The organism is Phreatobacter sp. GW821-FHT04C01, assembly GCF_059420385.1.
This window is the reverse complement of sequence record NZ_JBWKTP010000004.1, coordinates 300,874-317,667: the sequence shown is the minus strand read 5'-3', so window position 1 is coordinate 317,667 and position 16,794 is coordinate 300,874. Positions and strand designations below refer to the sequence as shown.

Here is a 16,794-nt window from a genome sequence, read left to right as displayed (position 1 = left end):
TGACCGGTGGGCGAACCAGGACTGCGACGGGCGTACAGACCGGCATGGCGGGCCGGGCTACGCTCGATGGCCTGCTGCGCCGGGCCGCCGAAATCCGTCCCCACGCGACCGCGTTGCGCGACGCCTCGAACCGGCCGCAGCTGATCGGCGGCGGCGTCCGCAGCTTCGACTGGGCAAGGCTCGACGAGACGGTCGATGCGCTTGCCGGGCGCCTGAAGCAACTCGGCTTTCCCACCGACAGCGTGATCGCCACGCAGTTTCCGCTGAGTTCGGACGGCATCGTCGCCTTGCTCGCCATTGCCCGCGCCGGCATGATCGCCGCGCCCCTGCCGCTCGGCTGGGGCCGGCGTGAAGCGGTGGCCCATCTCCAGCGGCTCGGCGCCCGCGCCATCCTCACCGCCGGCCGCGCGGGGCCGGTCGACTGCGCCGACATGATGCGTTTCGCCGCCGCCGAAACCTTCTCGGTCCGCTTCGTCATGTCGATCGGCGCGCCCGTGCTCGACGGCGTCGTGCCGCTCGACGATGTCTTCGACATCGCCGGTCCGGTCGAGCGGGTCGAGACGCCGCGCACCGCCAATGCCGCCGATCACGTCGCGGTGGTCACTGTCGACGCCAGCGCCGAAGGCCATCTCGCCGTGCCGCGCAGCCACAACGAAGTCATTGCCGGCGGTCTCGCCGCCTTCATGGCCGGGGTGCCCGACGAGGCCTCGATCTTCGCCGCCACGCTGGCGCTCGACGCCTTTGCCGGCATTGCGCTGCAGCTGGTGCCCTGGCTGATGTGCGGCGGCACGCTGATCGCGCACCCGCCCTTCGCGCCGCGGGTTTTCGCCGACGACCTCGGCGCCAGCCGGATCAGCCACGCCGTGCTGCCGGTGGCCGCGGCCGGCGGCCTGTGCGAGCTCGGCCCGCAGGACCGTCCGGCGCTGCGCCATCTGACGCTGCTGGCGCGCCGCGGCGCCGACATCGTCCTGGCCCACGACATCCGGCCCGAGGCGGTCGCCGTCGATGTCTTTTTCGGCCCCGGCGAGGCCGGGCTGACCAGAACGACCGTCGCGACCCAGGCCGGTGGCGTGCCGCTCGGCCCCGACACCTTCGCCACCGGCGCCGGCCAGGCCCCGGTTCTGGTCGAGACCCGCGCGAGCCCGGCCGGCACGCTGGCGCTGCGCGGCGCCATGGTGCCGGCCTTCGCCTTTCCGCCCGGCGCGGAACACGGCTTGCCGCCATTCTGGTCGACCGATGCCGAGGGCTTCTTCGATACCGGATTGCCGGTCAGCGCCGACAAGGCCAGCCGCGCGCTGGTCATCGGCGACGGACCTGAAGGCGTCGTCGCGATCGGCGGCCGGCGCTTCGCCGAGATCGACATCCGCGCCGCCTATGTCGAGGCCGGGGGCGAGATCGCGCCGGTGCTGCGCGCCGATGCCGTGCTCGGCCAGCGGGTGGCCGGGATCGTCGGCGACGGCCGCGCCATTGTCGGGCTCGCCGGGCGCCTCGCCGAAACCGGCCTGACCGCGCTCGGCATTCCCGGCGGCCAGCGCCAAGCCGGGCCCCTGCCCTTCGAGGACACCCGGCCGCCGGACCAGCAACCGGCGCGCGATCCGCTGACCGAGACACAAGCGGCACTGGAACAGCTTCTCACCATGGCCCGCGCCGCCACCGCGCGCTGACCGTCAAGACCGGCCCCGGCACAAAAAAAGGGGGCCGGACGAGCCGACCCCCTCAATGCCCAAATTTGCAGAGGTTCAGTTGCAGCCGCAGCCGTGGCCGCCACCCAGAAGACCACCGACGATGCCGGTGACGCCGTTCAGCGCCTTGATGTTCAGGATGCCGCTGAGGACGTTGGTCTTGCTGCCATTCAACACCGGCACGTTGACGGTATTGCCGCTGGCGATGCCGTTCAGGGCGGTGACGTTGATGTTGCCCAGATTCAGCAAGCCGCCGCCCGACGAGCCACCACGGCCGCCAGCGAATGCCGGGGATGCTGCGAGAGTCGCCAGAGTAACGAGAACAAGAGTGCGTTTCATGACATTCCTCCAGGTAATCGCCGGACCAATCCGGTCGATGACTTTTGTTCTAATTTGATACATTGAAGACTACAATCTTCGGATCTTTTTAACCATACTTCGTATTGTTAATGCTGCGGGCATTACTATACGTAAGAAATATCCACTGATCCGAAGCATGGCAGCGGCCGTCAGAGGCCTCCCCGGAAAATTCCGATAACTGATCGTTTACCAAGAATTAGCAATGAATGACTGATCATTGCCCCGGGAATTGGCGGATTCACAGTCCAGAACGGGTGAGTTCATGCGGCATTCCATTGCGATGATCCTGGCCCTGACGGGCTGGGTCCTGGCCGGCATGACTCCGGCCGCGGCCACCGATGCGCCAGCCCAGGAATACTCGGTCGCGACCTTCGGATTGCGCGGCGGATTCGATTCAAATCCGATGAATTACCTTGGTGGACCGAGCAGCGCCTTCATCAATCAGAGCGCGACCTGGGATTATCTGCGGGGCAGCGACAAGGAAGGCTATGCCATCGCGATCGCCACCAACAACACCGTCTACGAGAGCCGCGAGGTCGACCCGGCAACCGCGCTCGGCATCACCTTCCGGCATGCGACGAGCCTGGCCGACAACCTGTTGTTGCGCAGCTCGATCAGCGCGGTCCACGAGCAGACCTGGTCGCGCCGCAACGACCAGCTGCTCTGGCGTGAACGGATCGACTACGACATCGGTCAGTTCCGCCTGTTCACCAGCGTCGATACCAAGGTCACGACGCTCAACGAGCGCAATATCTTCGCGCTCGGCAGCTTTCTTCCCTACCCCGAGAGCTTCGTCACGCTGTCGGTCCTGCCCGGCATTCTCTATCGGCTGTCCTTCGGCGAGGTCGGCGTATCCCTGACCGCCTCGCGCAACCTCTTCCGCTTCGAGACCGACTATCTGGGACTGCGCCGCAACAACGACCGGCTTCAGCCGAACCTGTTCGCCTCGGCGACCTTTCTCGGCATGAAGGTCGAGGGCTCGCTGTCCTATGCGCGGGTGACCTTTCCGGCGCGCGACTTCGACGACCTGCAGCGCCTTCTCTATACGGCAAGGGCGACGATCCCCCTCGACATCTTCAGGCTGCCGATCGAGAAGCTGACGCTCGAGCTGTCGTCGGCCCGCACGCTCGAGGACACCACCTTGCCGTTCTCGGTGATCAATGTCTCGACCCTGAGCGATGCCAAGGTGGTCGCCAAGGTCAACGCCAACAACACCCTCGCCGTCTTCGCCCGGCGCAAGAACGACGAATATGTCGGTCTCGGTGCGCGCGCCGTGACGACCACGCTGGGGGCCGAATATTCCTATGCATTCGACGGCGGGTTGACCGCGATCGTCGCGGGATCGTGGCGTTATACCCAGGAGACCGGCAATGTCCCGGTTTCCAGCTTCAACGTGCAGCTGGGCCTGTCGAAACGGATCGAATTCACCCGGACGGCGGCGACGGCCGCGGCCGCGCAGCCGGCCGCGGCCTCCCCGACGACGACGCGGTGAGCGCCGGGCGATCGCACCCGACCGCCTTGCCGGCGCCCGCGCCAATCCCCAAGTGGACCTGAACGAGCCCGCGTCATAGTCTCGTATCGCTTGCCAGGGAGACCGCCATGCCGGGTCCAACGCTTTCCGTCGACGTCATCTCCGATGTCGTCTGCCCATGGTGCTTCATCGGCAAGCGCAGGCTGGAAAAGGCCCTGGCCCTGGTTCCCGAGATCGCGGTCGAGGTCCGCTGGCGGCCTTATCAGCTGGCGCCGGATCTGCCGCCCGAGGGCGTGCCGCGCGACCAGTATCTCATCGAGAAATTCGGCAGCCTGGATCGCACCAAGGACATGTTCGGCCGGGTCGCCGGCGTCGGCGTCGCCGAAGGCATCGCCTTCGCCTTCGACAAGATCCAGGTTTCGCCGAACACACTGGACGCCCATCGTCTCGTCCTCTGGGCGCGGTCCGGGCCGGCCCAGGACGCGGTCGTCGAAGACCTGTTCCGGGCCTATTTCCTCGAGGGCAAGAATCTGGCGGATCGCCGGACCCTGATCGATATCGGCGTCGCCAACGGCCTGGAAGAGAGCCTGCTGGCCGAGCTGTTCCAGTCGGATGCCGATGTCGAGCGCACCCGTCGAGAGATCGCCTCGGCGCAGCGCATCGGCGTCACCGGCGTGCCCTTCTTCATCATCGCCGAGCGTTACGGCATCGCCGGGGCCGAAGCCGCGGAGACCATCGCCGAGGCGATCCGCCAGGCCGCCAAGGAAGCCGGCCAGGCGGCGGGCGAAAGCAGGTCGGCCGCCGAGTAGGCGAACTCGCCGTTGCGGCGGCGGTCGTGACGAGCTAAGCCCGCTTCATGGCGCAAGGACAGACCCTCACCCATCTCGACGCGAGCGGCCAGGCCAACATGGTCGACGTCTCTGCCAAACCCGTGACCGAACGGATCGCCGTGGCCGAGGGGCGCGTGGTGATGCGCCCGGAGACATTGGCCCTCGTCAAGGCCGGCGAGGCCAAGAAGGGCGATGTGCTCGGCACCGCCCGGCTCGCCGGCATCATGGCCGCCAAGCGCACCCACGACCTGATCCCGCTCTGCCATCCCCTGCTGATCACCAAGGTGGTGGTCGACATCGCGCCCGATGACGCCTTGCCGGGCGTCACGGTGACCGCCACCGTCAAGGTATCCGGCCAGACCGGCGTCGAGATGGAGGCCTTGACCGCAGTCTCGGTGGCTTGCCTGACCGTCTATGACATGGTCAAGGCGGTCGACCGCGGCATGCGCATCGAAGGCCTGCGCGTGGTCGAGAAGACCGGCGGCGCCTCCGGCAGCTATCGGGTCGAATGACATGGCGGGACTGCTGCCGGTTGCCGATGCCCTGGCCCGTGTCCTCGATGGCGCGAAAGCCCTGCCCGAGGAATGGCTGCCGCTGACCGAAGCCGACGGACGGGTGCTGAGCCGCGATCTCGTCGCCACCCGCACCCAGCCGCCGGCTGACGTGTCGGCCATGGACGGCTATGCCGTCCGCGCCGCCGATCTTCCCGGCAGCCTGCCGGTCATCGGCGAGAGCGCGGCCGGGCGGCCGTTCTCCGGCACCCTGCCGCCAGGCGCGGCCCTGCGCATCTTCACCGGCGCCGAACTGCCCGATGGCGCCGACACCATCGTCATCCAGGAAGACACCGAGCGTCAGGGCGACCGCGTCGCCGTGGCGGCTGCCGCCGCCCCTGGCCGGCATATCCGTGCCAAGGGCCTCGATTTCGCCGAAGGCCTTGTCGGCCTGACGGCCGGCACCCGGCTCGACCCGCGCAAGCTGGCGCTCGCCGCCGCCATGAACCATGGGCGCGTGCCGGTACATCGCGTGCCCCGCGTCGCGATCCTGTCCACCGGCGACGAACTGGTCGAAGCGGGAACCGTGCCCGGACCGGGCCAGATCGTCTCTTCCAACGCGCTGGCGGTCGCCGCGCTGGTCCGCCGCGAAGGCGGCATCGCCACCGATCTCGGCATTTGCCCCGACCGGCTGGACGCGACGCTGGCCGCCGTGCGCGGCGCGCGCCGGGCCGGCTACGACATCCTGGTAACCTCGGGCGGCGCCTCGGTCGGCGAATACGACCTGATGCGCGACGTGATCGAGCACGAGGGCGCCACCCTCGGCTTCTGGAAGATCGCCATGCGGCCCGGCAAGCCCTTGATGATGGCCGATCTCGGCCCCCTGCGGCTGCTCGGCCTGCCCGGCAACCCGGTCGCATCCTTCGTCTGCTCGACGATTTTCCTGCTGCCGCTGATCCGCCGGCTCGCCGGCCGCGGCGATATCGAGACGGCAACGGAAGAGGCCGTGTTCGGCGTCGATGTCGGGCCGAACGACCTGCGTGCCGACTATTTGCGCGCCAGGCTCGACTGGCGCGACGGCCGGCTGCTGGCGACCCCCTTCCCGGTCCAGGATTCGTCGATGATCCGCGTGCTGGCCGAAGCCGACGCCCTGGTGCTGCGCGCGCCTCATGCCCCGGCGGCACCCGCCGGCAGCCCCTGCCGCATCATCCGACTGTCGCGCGCGGGCCTCCGCCCGGCGGACTGAACCGCCGCGGATCGAGACATTGCATCGGGGACAGCCGGCCTTCGACGCAAGAGTTCGGCGCGAGGCGCCAGCCGCCTACCGGGCGAGCGCCGCGCTGCGATCGAGCCCCGAGCCCAGCCCCTTCAGCGAAATCGTCAGCACGGTCGCCTGACCGCCTTCGGGCAGAACCCTCGCCTTCAGCGCCGTGGCGGATCTGAGCGCCGCGGTCTGGCGCGCATCGAAGCTGACCGGGACGACGCAACCGGCCGGCAGGCAGGTGCGAAACCGCAGCGGCTGGCCCTGCGGCAGTTCGTCGACCTGGAGCACGACGCCCTGGTCCAGAACCAGGCCGAAGGGCAGCAGCAGAACGCCCTCGATGCGATCGCCGACCAGCGTCACTTCCATCGCCAGGACACGCTGTCGCGTCTGCTGATTGGTCTGCTCCTGGGTGAGCCCGCAGCGCTTGGCATTGCCCTGTACCGCGCAGCCCACCACCCAGTCGCCGTGGCTCTCCTGCAAGGAGGTCGCGCCGCCCGGCAGCGTCGGCGCCGGCGCGGCCGGCGCGGCAGCGGCGGTGGCTGCTGCCGGCCGTGGTGCTTCCGCCGGCCGGGGCGCCTGGGCGAAAGCCGGCATGGCGAGCATCGCGCAAGCGGCCGCGGTGGACAGGACGGTGCGAAGGCTGTGGCATGGCATGGAAACTGTCATCACTGTCGTCTTTCATGAACGGGCCGCGGCGTGCAGGGTGCGCGCCGCCGATCCCGCGCTGGTCAGAATTTCAAGGACGCGTTGGCATTGACGCGCCAGCCGTCATTGCCCGGGCCGTCGGCGATCTCGCGCGCGCCTTCGAGCCCCAGGTCGATCGCGCGCGGCGCAAAGGGCAGGTCGCCCGGGATCACGGTCGAGCGCACACCCGCGCCCAGGTTGGTGGCGCCGACCGTGCGGTGCTCGACCGCCGTCGGCCGCAGGTTGACCGCCTGGCCCCGGGAGGCGAAGAGATAGGGCACCACGGCGCCCTGCCCGGCCGGTCCCGGCGGGATCAAGGCCGAATATTGCAGTTCGGCGCGTACCAGCCAGCCGCTGTCCCCGGCGAGCAGACCGGAATCGAGCGCGCTGAGGCTGCGCGGCCCGCCGAGCGTGAAGCGCTCGCTGTTGAGCAGCGGCCCGGTCAGGGCATATTGGGCGCGGCCGCTGAGTTCCAGCGCGAAACTCCATGGCAGCGCCTGGTTCAGCCGGGCGCGGAATTCCAGCTTGCTGAACACGTCGTTGCCGAGCGCCCTGGAAAGCGGCTGGTTGAACGTCGCATCGGCCCGGCCGCGGCTGCCCAGCCAATGGAAACCTTGCGAGAAATCCAGGCTGAAACTGACACTGGTCCCGGTCAACGCGACGACATGGACAAGATCGGCGCCGATACGGATCGGGCGAAGCCGATCGTCATAGAGCGTGAGGTCGAAGAGCGGCGCGCTCTGCCGCTCATCCGTGACTTCGAGGGCACCGCGCAGGGTCAGGTTCGTGCTGCGGCTGCGGATCAGCGGATAGGCCAGCCGGAACGCCAGGCGGCGCAAGGTGCTCGCCGTTTCGAGCATGCCCGGGGCGGTCCGCGGATGGGTGTCGGACAGCGTCCCTTCGGCGTTGAAAGTCAGTCCGTCGGCGCCGATCGGCAGGATGATGCCGGCCGCCACCAGGCGCCGCGGTCCTTCCGAGGCCAGCCAGCCGTTCGACGGCGAGCCGGAGGCGGTGACATAGGCGAGCTCGCCCAGGCCAGCGACCGACTGGAACGCGGCGGAGAGTGTCGCCGAGGTCGTTCCGAGCGATTTCGGCAGGGAATTGTCGATCGAGAGATCGGCCCCGAGCGGCCGGTGCGCGCCGTTGAGGATCAGCCTCACCGCGCCGGGGCTGCCACCGGGCTCGAGCGTCGAGCGTAGCGCAAGGCCGGGCGTATCGCCGGCGAGCAGCAGCTTGCGCTCGAACATGGCGAGCGTCAGCCGGCGGATGCCGACGAGGCTTGCGGTGACGGCGTCGACGCGGCCGCGCACGCGGGGCGACAGCCGCGAGGTATCGATAGCTTCGACGAAACCTTCGACGACCCTGAGGCGCAGCGTGCCGCCATGGCGCGCATCCTGCGGCGGTATGACCACGCGGGTCAGGAAGTAGCCGCGCGCGGCGTAAAGCTGCTCGATGGCCGCCGCCGCGGCATAGATCGCCGCGATCGAAACCGTGCGCCCGCGCAGCGGAGCCGTGATGGCGGCGGTCTCGGCCGCGAGCGCCGGATCGCCGCCCTCGACGGCGACGCCACCGACCCGCAGGGTCACGCCGGCGGCACCGGGCGGCACCTGCCCGGCCGGCGCCTCCGGCAACACCACGCCGGTGGGACTGCGCTGGATATCGGGCGCGAGGCTGCGCGGCGTGACCTGGCTGGGAGACGGCACCTGCGCATAGGCGAACATGGGCACGCCGGCCGCCATCGCGGCGACGAGCAGGACACCGGCTGCACGCGCATGCGGACGCCTTGCCTTGCGGACCGGGGACGCTTGTACGACTGACATTTCAAAGGCCATGGTCATGGTCAAGGACAGGTCAGCCCTCCCGCCGGCTGTGGCCGGCAACTGGCCCCGCCATCGGGGCCGGCCGCCGTCAGCCCGGCCAGCACCGCATCGCCGCCGGCGCCAACAGGCGAAGGCGGCGGCGCGAACAGCGTCGCGAGTTGGCTGATCGCCACCGCCGCCGGGGTCGGCGCGACCGTGAAGCGGCCTTGGCTGAAGCTCAGCTGGTAATTGGCGGACAAGGCGAGCGAGCCGGCGAGGATCGCGTAGGAACCGATGGTCTCGCCGGCGTCGCGGGTCAGGCGGCCGGTCGGCTGGTCGCCATTGACCAGGCCCATGCCGCCGACGACATAACCGAGCGCCGGATCCGGCTGGCCGAAGCTCTTGGTCACGTCCACTGCGGTGATGGTCACCGGCCGCGCCGCCACCGTCAGGGTGGCGCCGGTGAAGCCGGTGATCGTGTAGTTGGCGCCGCCGAGGGTGCCCTGGCCGATGGCGTAGCCGCCGACATTCGAAGAGGTGCCCGCAGCCGTCGCCAGAGCGCCGGACAGGACATCGCCGTTGACCAGGCCGGAACCGCCGACGCTGAAGGTCAGGGCCGGATTGGCATCGCCATAGACACGGCTGAGATCATGCGCCGTGATGGTGATGGCGCGCTGGGTCACCGCCAGGTTCGCGCCGGTATAGCTGATTGCGTAATTGGCATTGGCGAGCGTCCCCTGCGTGATCGCATAGGAGCCGACGCCGGAGGTGGCCGTCGCGCCGGTCGCCAGCGATCCGGTCAGCGTGTCGGAGAACAGCAAGCCCGTCGGGGTATAGGTCAGCGCCGGATCGGCGTCGCCATAGACACGGGCTTTGGCATCCGCCACCACCGTGATGGCGCGTGGCGTCACCGTCAGGTCGGCGCCGGCATAGGTGATCGTGTAATTGGCGTTGGCGAGCGTGCCCAGGGTGATGCCGTAGGTGCCGACGCCCGAGGTGTTGGTCGCAGCCGTCGCGAGCGATCCGCTCAGCGTGTCCGAGAACAGGAGGCCCGGCGCCGCATAGGTCAGCGCCGGATTGGCGTCGCCATAGACACGGCTCCTGGCGTCCGCCGTCACCGTGATGGCGCGCGGCGTCACCGTCAGGTCGGCGCTGGCATAGGTGATCGCGTAGTTGGCATTGGCGAGCGTGCCCTGCCCGATCGCGTAAGTGCCGACATTCGAGGTCGTGGTCGCCGCCGTCGTGAGCGCGCCGGCCAGCACGTCGCCGGTCACCAGATTGCCGCTGGTGATCGCATAGGATAGCGCCGGATTGGCATCGCCATAGACGCGGCTCTTGCCGTCCGCCGCCACCGTGATGGCGCGCTGGGTGATGGTCAGGTTGGCATCCGCATAGGTGATGGCGTAATTGGCATTGCCGAGCGTGCCCTGGCCGATCGCATAGGTGCCGACGCCGGACGTCACGGTCGCACCGGTCGCGAGTGCGCCCGCGAGGCCGTCGCCATTGACGAGGCTGCCCGCGGTCACCTGATAGCTGAGGCCAGGATTGGCATCGCCATAGGCGCGGCTCTTGGCATCCGCCGTCACCGTGATGGCGCGCTGGGTAACCGCCAGGTTCGCGCCGGTATAGCTGATCGCGTAATTGGCATTGGCCAGCGTCCCCTGCGTGATCGCATAGGAACCGACGCCCGAGGTCGCCGACGCGCCGGTCGCCAGCGATCCGGTCAGCGTGTCGGAGAACAGCAAGCCCGTCGGGGTATAGGTCAGCGCCGGATTGGCGTCGCCATAGACACGGGCTTTGGCATCCGCCACCACCGTGATGGCGCGTGGCGTCACCGTCAGGTCGGCGCCGGCATAGGTGATCGTGTAATTGGCGTTGGCGAGCGTGCCCAGGGTGATGCCGTAGGTGCCGACGCCCGAGGTGTTGGTCGCAGCCGTCGCGAGCGATCCGCTCAGCGTGTCCGAGAACAGGAGGCCCGGCGCCGCATAGGTCAGCGCCGGATTGGCGTCGCCATAGACACGGCTCCTGGTGTCCGCCGTCACCGTGATGGCGCGCGGCGTCACCGTCAGGTCGGCGCTGGCATAGGTGATCGCATAATTGGCATTGGCGAGCGTGCCCTGCCCGATCGCGTAAATGCCGACATTCGAGGTCGTGGTCGCGGCCGTCGTGAGCGCGCCGGCCAGCATGTCGCCGGAGACCAGGCTGCCGCTGGTGATCGCATAGGTCAGCGCCGGATTGGCATCGCCATAGATACGGCTCTTGCCGTCCGCCGTCACCGTGATGGCGCGCTGGGTGACCGTCAGCGTGCCCGAGCTGGCAAAGCTGAAGGTGTAGCCGGCGGTCGATACCAGCGTGCCCTGCGCGATCGAGATGGCATAGCCGCCGCCGGCCGCGACCGAGGCCGCGGTGCCCGCCGAGGTGAGCACCGGCGCGCCGGAGAAGACGCTGCCGGGGTCGGTGGCGAGATAGGCGCCGCTGACGCCCTCGAGGCCGCTGACCTGATAGCGGCTGGCGAGCGCGGCGGCGCCGTCGTCACCATAGGCCTTGGTGCTGTCGATCGAGGTGAAGGTCAGGCTCGGCTGATAGGCGAAGATGTAGCGGTTGCCGGACTGGCCGACGCTGCCGGGTGGAAGGCTTGCCGCCGTCTGGTTGAAGATCGCGGTATTGCCGCTGTCGAGCCCGGCGAAGGTACCGGCAGACGGCGCGCTGGAATAGATCAGCCAGCGGCCCGAGGTCGCCGACACGGCGTCCGCGCCACGCAGGTTGATGAAGGCGCCGCTGGCGGCGAGCACCGGCGAAACGCCCGAAACCGTCGCATCCGCCGCGATGGTGATGGCGCCGCCGGCGCTGACCGACACCGTATCGCCGGAGGCGATCCCGGCCGTGACGAAGCCGGCGCTGGCGATCCTGCCGATCGTCAGGTCGCCGCTATTGGCGAAGGTCAGTTTGCCGACATCGGCGGCAAGCGTGCCGACCTGGTTGCCGGCATTGGCCAGGGTGAACGTGCCGGTGCCGCCGAGCTGCAGGCTGCCCGCGCTGACGGCCGCGGTCTGGGTGACGCTGCCGTTCGACGTGAGGGCCAGCGTGCCGGTCAGCGACACGGCCTGGTCGATGATGAAACCAGACGCTGCGCTGTCGATCCGCTGGTTGATGAAGCTCGCCGCCGCGATCGGCGTGCCCGATGTCGCGGCCGTATAGAGGCTGTTGACCGCCGACAACGCACCGATCGACGCGTCGGCGCCGACGATGCGCCAGCCGTTCTGCAGATCGACACCGGCGGTCGTGCCGCTGATGCCCATTTTCACCGTCGCGCTGTTTTGCGCGCCGGTCGCGGCATTCGTCGTCATATAGGCGACGGCATTGCCGGACAACGCACCGGCCGGCAGCAGGATGTAATAATAGCCGTTGGCGCCGGTCGCGGCGCTGCCGCTGACGCCGCCGCCGCTCGCCAGTGAAACGGTGACGAAACCTGTCGCGTCCGAACCGAAGCCGGTCGTTCCGTCGCTCCGATAGGCCGTGCCCGAGATCGCCTGGACGCCGCTGCCGTAGAAGCTCTTGAGATAGGGATAGAGCCCGCCGGCCGCGCCACCCCAGACGGCTGGATCGAAGCCGAGCGCCGCGGGACCACCGGTCTGGAGCTGCGCCGTCGTCCGGCCAGCCGCGGAGACAAATCCGGAATCGATCACGCCGACGGCAACGGTCTGGCCCGTCGTTCCCATGTCGAAGAAAGAAGCCGTAACCATCCCGGCGGACTGCCCGCCGATCAGCCCGCCGACCGCCGCCTGCCCGATCACCGCGCCGGTCGCGAAGGTCTCCGTCACCCCGCCGCCATTGCTGCCGATGAGCCCTCCCACCGCGGTCGATCCGCGAACGCCGCCCGAGGCATAGCTCTCGACGATCGTCCCGGACGAGGAGCCGACGAGGCCGCCGACATTGTCGACGCCCGACACCGAACCCGTGGCGAAAGAGCCGGAGATCTGGCCCAGCGACCGCCCGGCCAGGCCCCCCACTTGGGAGAGCTGCATCGTGCCGCTCGCGGTCACCGTGCCGGTGGCGTAGCTGTTGCTGATGCTTGCTTCGCTATAGCCGACGAGACCGCCGAGCAGCGCATCGCCCGCAACCGAACCACGCGCATAGGCCCCGGCGATCACGCTCGCGCCGGAGGCGCTGCCGACCAGCCCTCCGACAGAGGTGCTCCCCGTGACATTGGCGTAGGAATAGGCGTTCAGCACCGTGCCATTGACCATGTAGCCGATCAGCGAGCCGGTCAGGCGCCCGCCTATCACAGTGCCGTTGACGATGCCGATATCGCGGATCGTGCCGCCGTCGACATAGCCGAACAGCCCGACATTATCGGCGGCCACCGACATGGCGAAATTGCTGATCGTGTGGCCGAGACCGGTGAACTTGCCTGAGAAGGCCGTTCCGGCGTCACGCCCCACCAGTGTCCGGCTATACGTGGTGCCGGCCAGATCCAGATTGTAGGCGAGCGCGAAATTGCCGCCGAGGCCGGTGCCATAGGCCGCGATGGCGGCGCCGCTATGGGCATATTGGCCGTCGATCTCGTCGATCTGGAACTTCGAATAGGCGATGTAATATTTCGCGCCGTTGATCGTGAGATACTGGTGCGTGAGCTGATCGTAAATGGCGCCGAAACCGGGCGGCGGGCTGAACCTTGCGCCACCGGCGTCGTAAAACGACATGCTCGCGGTATTGCCGAAGCTGTAATCGCTGCCGGCGCCGTTCGACATGGACACCGAGCCGGCGCCATAGGTCGTGACATTGGCGTTGATCGCCAGCGCACCGCCGGAATAGAGCGCGAGCGCGCTGGTATTCCTGAGGTCGATGGTCGCCGCGACGGTGAGCGGCGCTCCAGCCTGCGTCTTCACCAGCAATTGCTGGCCGTTCAGGCTCTGCGCAACGTCGATGGTGAAGCTGGCCCCGGTGGCGAGATAACCGCGCCCGGTGGTGCCGGCGAGCGCGGCAAGCGCCGTCGGGCTGGACCCGGCGGCGCCGCTGGCATCGATCGCGCCGACCTGCGAGAACAGCGTCGCCGAGGTCTGCGCGGTCAGGATCGAGCCATAGATGTTGAGACCGGTCATCAGGCCGGCCCCGGTCGCGACGGTGAGTGTCGCCGCGTTTTTGGCGCCCGATGTGTTGGCGCTGAGGTCGAGATTGGTGAAGGTGAGGACACGTGCGCCCGATGCCAGCGTCCCGACCGGCAGCAGCGTCGCATAATAGCCGTTGGCGCCCGTCGTCACGCGGCCATATTCGATGCCCTCGATGACCGTTGCGACATAGCCGTGGTTGTTCGCATAATTGGGTTGCGGGATGCCCGAAACCAGCGGGGTGACGCCGAGATCCTTGTAGGCGATGCCGGAGATCATCTCGGCGCCGTTGGGGTAGAAATTCGTCAGATAGGGCATCAGCCCGCCGGTGCCGCCGCCAAAGCCGGTTCGCGGCCCGCCGTTCAGGAAGTCCGAGAGCGAAAGCCTGATCTCGACAATGGCGGTCCCTGCCCCGACCGCCGCGCCGCGGCCGGTGGTCTCGGTGACGAAGAAGGCGTTGGTGACGGTCGCGCTGGCATTGGAGCCGATCAGGCCGCCGAGCGAGGCTGCGCCGGGTGTGGAGCCGACGGCGCCCGTGGCAAAGGCCATGTTGATCGTGCCGGTGGCGCCGTTCAACCCGACGAGGGCGCCGATGACGTCGCCGCCGATCACCCCGCCCGTCGCATAGACCTGGCTGAGCGTGCCGTCGTTCCGGCCCACGAGGCCGCCGATATTGTTGCGATCCCGCGCGGTGACGCCCGCATTGGAGAACGACTGGCTGATCGTGCCCAGATTGTAGCCGACGAGGCCGCCGGTGTTGAACGTTCCGTCGACCTTGCCGTCGGCCCAGGCCCGCGTGATGGTGCCGCGGTTGACGCCGGCGATGGCGCCAGTGTTGTCCTGCCCGCTGATGGTGACATTGCGCAGGCCGACATTGCTGACGACGCCCGACGTCCCGATAAAGCCGAACAGGCCGACATAATTGGTCGGGATCTGCCGGACGTTCAGATTGTAGATGACGTTGCCGAGCCCCTCGAACGTGCCGTTGAAGCCGTTGCCGCCGTTCTGGATGTTCGAATTGCTGTCCATGCCGAGCGCGACCAGGCCGAGGCCGCCGTTCCAGCTCGCCGTCGGTCCGCCGTCGATCGGGCGCGCCAGCGCGTAGCGGCCGTTCAGGTTGGAATTGATCGCCTGCAACTCGTTGACGTCATAGATGAGCGTGTAGCTCTGCCCGTTGATCGACAGCGACTGGCCGGTATGCGGCGTGCCGATATAGTTCGTGCCGGCGCCGAAGGCGAAGGACAGCGTGCCGCCGGACCCACCCTGGTTGGTGTTGAAGGCCAGGCCGCCTGCGCCGGTGATGAAGAGGTTCGCGTTGACCGCGATCGAATGATAGGCGCTCAGCGTCAGGATCGATCCCGACGACCAGACCAGCGGGGCGGCGATGGTGATGTCGCCGGCCTGCGAGCCCCCCGATCCCGTGGATATCGTGACATTGGAAAGGGCCAACTGGTTCTGCAGCGTCCCGGCATTGATGACGCTGTTGTCGCCGGTGGCGGTGAAGCCGGACTGGTTGGCATCCGGATCGTTCGAGATGGTGACGTTATAGGGATCGAGCAGCAGCGTGCCGAAACGGCCATGCGCGGCGCGCAGATCGGCGAGCCCCGTGAAGGACAAGGTCGCCTTGCCGGACACCTCGGCGAAACCGCCATCACCGCCCTGCCCGCCGCCCTGTGCGGAAATCGTGCCGGCAAAACGCGTCTGCTGGTCCGACCAGATGATCACCCGGCCGCCGTCGCCGCGCGTGGTGGCGTCGGCGCGGATCACCGTCGCCGCATCCACCGAGACGGTCTCGGCGCGCTGCAGCGGCCCGCTGCCCTGATAGTCGCCGCCAATGCGGACCTGGCCGCCGCCGGTCGCGCCGGAGGCATCGAGCCGCGCCCCGGAAAGATCGATCGCCCGGCCGGTGATGGTGATCGCCCCGCCCACCTGCGTCGGGCTGGAGACATTGACCTTGCCCGTGACCGACACCCGGCCGCCGGCGCCGCCATCGACCACCACCGTGCCCGCCGGCCGCGTCACCGCGGGCCTTTGACCGGAGCGCCTGTCCATGCCGTTGGACGCCCGCGCCGGTCGCCCGGAACCGCCGACCGCGCCATGCGATGCCGCGTGGCCGGTCCTGCCCGGCGCCGGCGCGGCGGCCTGATCGCCGAACCGGACCCCCGAACTGGTCTGCGCCACGCCGCCGGCCTCGATCGTGCCGCCGAGCTGGATCGCCGCGCGGGCAACGTCCGCACTGGTCGCCGCACGCGCTTCGACCCGGCCGCCGGCCGCATTGATCCGGCCGGTCTGGCGGATCAGCGCGCGCGTCCGGTCGGTATCGGCTGTCGGCACCGCGACCGTCAGGAAGCCGTCGCCCTCGACATCGACCGAGATCCGTTCGCCCGAGCCGAGGCCAACCCGGCCGCCATTGGCACTGATCGTGCCCTCATTGGTGACGCGCCCGCCGATCAGCACCGCGTCGCCGCCGCCCCGGACACGAATCCGGCCCTGGTTGGTGACATCGGCGGAGCGGCCATTGCCGACATAGCGACCGCGGCCGGCCATGAAGTCGTCATTGCCCGTATCGAGCGACGAGGCGGTGAAGCCGGCCGTGTCGACCGAGCCGCTCGGCGTGATCAGGATGCCGTTCGGATTGACCAGGTAGACCTGTCCGTTCGCCTGCACCTGGCCGGCGATCGTCGAGGAGGTCGCGCCGGTGACCCGGTTCAATGTCGCCGATGTGCTGTTCGGCTGCTGGAACGACACCGTTCCACCCTGGCCGACCGAGAACGAATTCCAGTTGATGACGGCGCGCTGCGAGGTCTGGTTGATGGTCAGGGTGCCGCTGCCGGCCGGCGCTATCGTGGCCGAACCGGTGGCGACGCTGCCACCGGTCGGCAAGGTCTGGCCGCGTCCCGCGCCGCCCGCAAGCGGCACCATGGCGGCACAGAGCGCCGCGACGGAGACCGAATGGCGCAGCCACGCACGACCGCCCGAAGCCGGCCGCACCATCCTGGACGCAGAGATCCCCGCCGGAAACGCGGCATCGAGCCCGGTCCCATTCCGCCGCGCATTCATTCCCGACTGCCCCACCTCGTCCTTGCGGGTTTTGCACCCCGATTG

9 protein-coding genes are annotated in these 16,794 nt (G+C 68.8%); 5 read left to right on the top strand and 4 right to left on the bottom strand.

Annotated features, from left to right (window positions below):
* Positions 1-44: 44 nt before the first annotated feature.
* A complete protein-coding gene (locus tag AC07WJ_RS17410) occupies positions 45-1,664 on the top strand; it encodes an AMP-binding protein (protein ID WP_494935879.1) in 1,620 nt (539 codons plus the stop codon).
* Between the two features lie 75 nt (positions 1,665-1,739).
* Here AC07WJ_RS17410 and AC07WJ_RS17405 read toward each other — a convergent pair whose 3' ends face one another.
* The gene (locus tag AC07WJ_RS17405) at positions 1,740-2,021 is read right to left on the bottom strand and encodes a hypothetical protein (RefSeq protein WP_494935878.1); all 282 of its coding nucleotides are present in this window, start codon (positions 2,019-2,021) and stop codon (positions 1,740-1,742) included.
* Positions 2,022-2,304: 283 nt separating this feature from the next.
* On the opposite strand from AC07WJ_RS17405, the gene AC07WJ_RS17400 reads away from it, so the two are divergent.
* The 4 genes from AC07WJ_RS17400 to AC07WJ_RS17385 all read left to right on the top strand — a co-directional run bounded on the left by AC07WJ_RS17400 (position 2,305) and on the right by AC07WJ_RS17385 (position 6,080).
* Positions 2,305-3,534 (top strand): hypothetical protein, encoded by a 1,230-nt coding sequence (locus AC07WJ_RS17400; protein ID WP_494935877.1) that lies wholly within the window; start codon positions 2,305-2,307, stop codon positions 3,532-3,534.
* 107 nt (positions 3,535-3,641) lie between these two features.
* Positions 3,642-4,322, top strand: a complete 681-nt coding sequence (locus AC07WJ_RS17395; RefSeq protein ID WP_494935876.1) for a DsbA family oxidoreductase — start codon at positions 3,642-3,644, stop codon at positions 4,320-4,322.
* 47 nt (positions 4,323-4,369) lie between these two features.
* Positions 4,370-4,855, top strand: a complete 486-nt coding sequence (gene moaC, locus AC07WJ_RS17390) for a cyclic pyranopterin monophosphate synthase MoaC (RefSeq protein WP_494935875.1) — start codon at positions 4,370-4,372, stop codon at positions 4,853-4,855.
* Position 4,856: 1 nt separating this feature from the next.
* Positions 4,857-6,080, top strand: a complete 1,224-nt coding sequence (locus AC07WJ_RS17385) for a molybdopterin molybdotransferase MoeA (RefSeq protein ID WP_494935874.1) — start codon at positions 4,857-4,859, stop codon at positions 6,078-6,080.
* A gap of 75 nt (positions 6,081-6,155) precedes the next feature.
* Here AC07WJ_RS17385 and AC07WJ_RS17380 read toward each other — a convergent pair whose 3' ends face one another.
* The 3 genes from AC07WJ_RS17380 to AC07WJ_RS17370 form a co-directional block, all read right to left on the bottom strand.
* A complete protein-coding gene (locus tag AC07WJ_RS17380; RefSeq protein WP_494935873.1) occupies positions 6,156-6,764 on the bottom strand; it encodes an invasion associated locus B family protein in 609 nt (202 codons plus the stop codon).
* A 62-nt stretch (positions 6,765-6,826) separates the two neighbouring features.
* Entirely contained in the window at positions 6,827-8,602 is a 1,776-nt protein-coding gene (locus AC07WJ_RS17375; RefSeq protein ID WP_494935872.1) for a ShlB/FhaC/HecB family hemolysin secretion/activation protein, read from the bottom strand.
* A gap of 20 nt (positions 8,603-8,622) precedes the next feature.
* Positions 8,623-16,611 (bottom strand): beta strand repeat-containing protein, encoded by a 7,989-nt coding sequence (locus AC07WJ_RS17370; protein WP_494935871.1) that lies wholly within the window; start codon positions 16,609-16,611, stop codon positions 8,623-8,625.
* Positions 16,612-16,794 lie beyond the last annotated feature (183 nt).

Excerpts from the sequence above, each read along its gene's own strand:
- AC07WJ_RS17410 (WP_494935879.1), top strand. The coding sequence starts at position 45 with ATGGCGGGCCGGGCTACGCTCGATGGCCTGCTGCGCCGGGCCGCCGAA.
- AC07WJ_RS17405 (WP_494935878.1), bottom strand. The coding sequence starts at position 2,021 with ATGAAACGCACTCTTGTTCTCGTTACTCTGGCGACTCTCGCAGCATCC.
- AC07WJ_RS17400 (WP_494935877.1), top strand. The coding sequence starts at position 2,305 with ATGCGGCATTCCATTGCGATGATCCTGGCCCTGACGGGCTGGGTCCTG.
- AC07WJ_RS17395 (WP_494935876.1), top strand. The coding sequence starts at position 3,642 with ATGCCGGGTCCAACGCTTTCCGTCGACGTCATCTCCGATGTCGTCTGC.
- moaC (WP_494935875.1), top strand. The coding sequence starts at position 4,370 with ATGGCGCAAGGACAGACCCTCACCCATCTCGACGCGAGCGGCCAGGCC.
- AC07WJ_RS17385 (WP_494935874.1), top strand. The coding sequence starts at position 4,857 with ATGGCGGGACTGCTGCCGGTTGCCGATGCCCTGGCCCGTGTCCTCGAT.
- AC07WJ_RS17380 (WP_494935873.1), bottom strand. The coding sequence starts at position 6,764 with ATGACAGTTTCCATGCCATGCCACAGCCTTCGCACCGTCCTGTCCACC.
- AC07WJ_RS17375 (WP_494935872.1), bottom strand. The coding sequence starts at position 8,602 with ATGTCAGTCGTACAAGCGTCCCCGGTCCGCAAGGCAAGGCGTCCGCAT.
- AC07WJ_RS17370 (WP_494935871.1), bottom strand. The coding sequence starts at position 16,611 with ATGGTGCCGCTTGCGGGCGGCGCGGGACGCGGCCAGACCTTGCCGACC.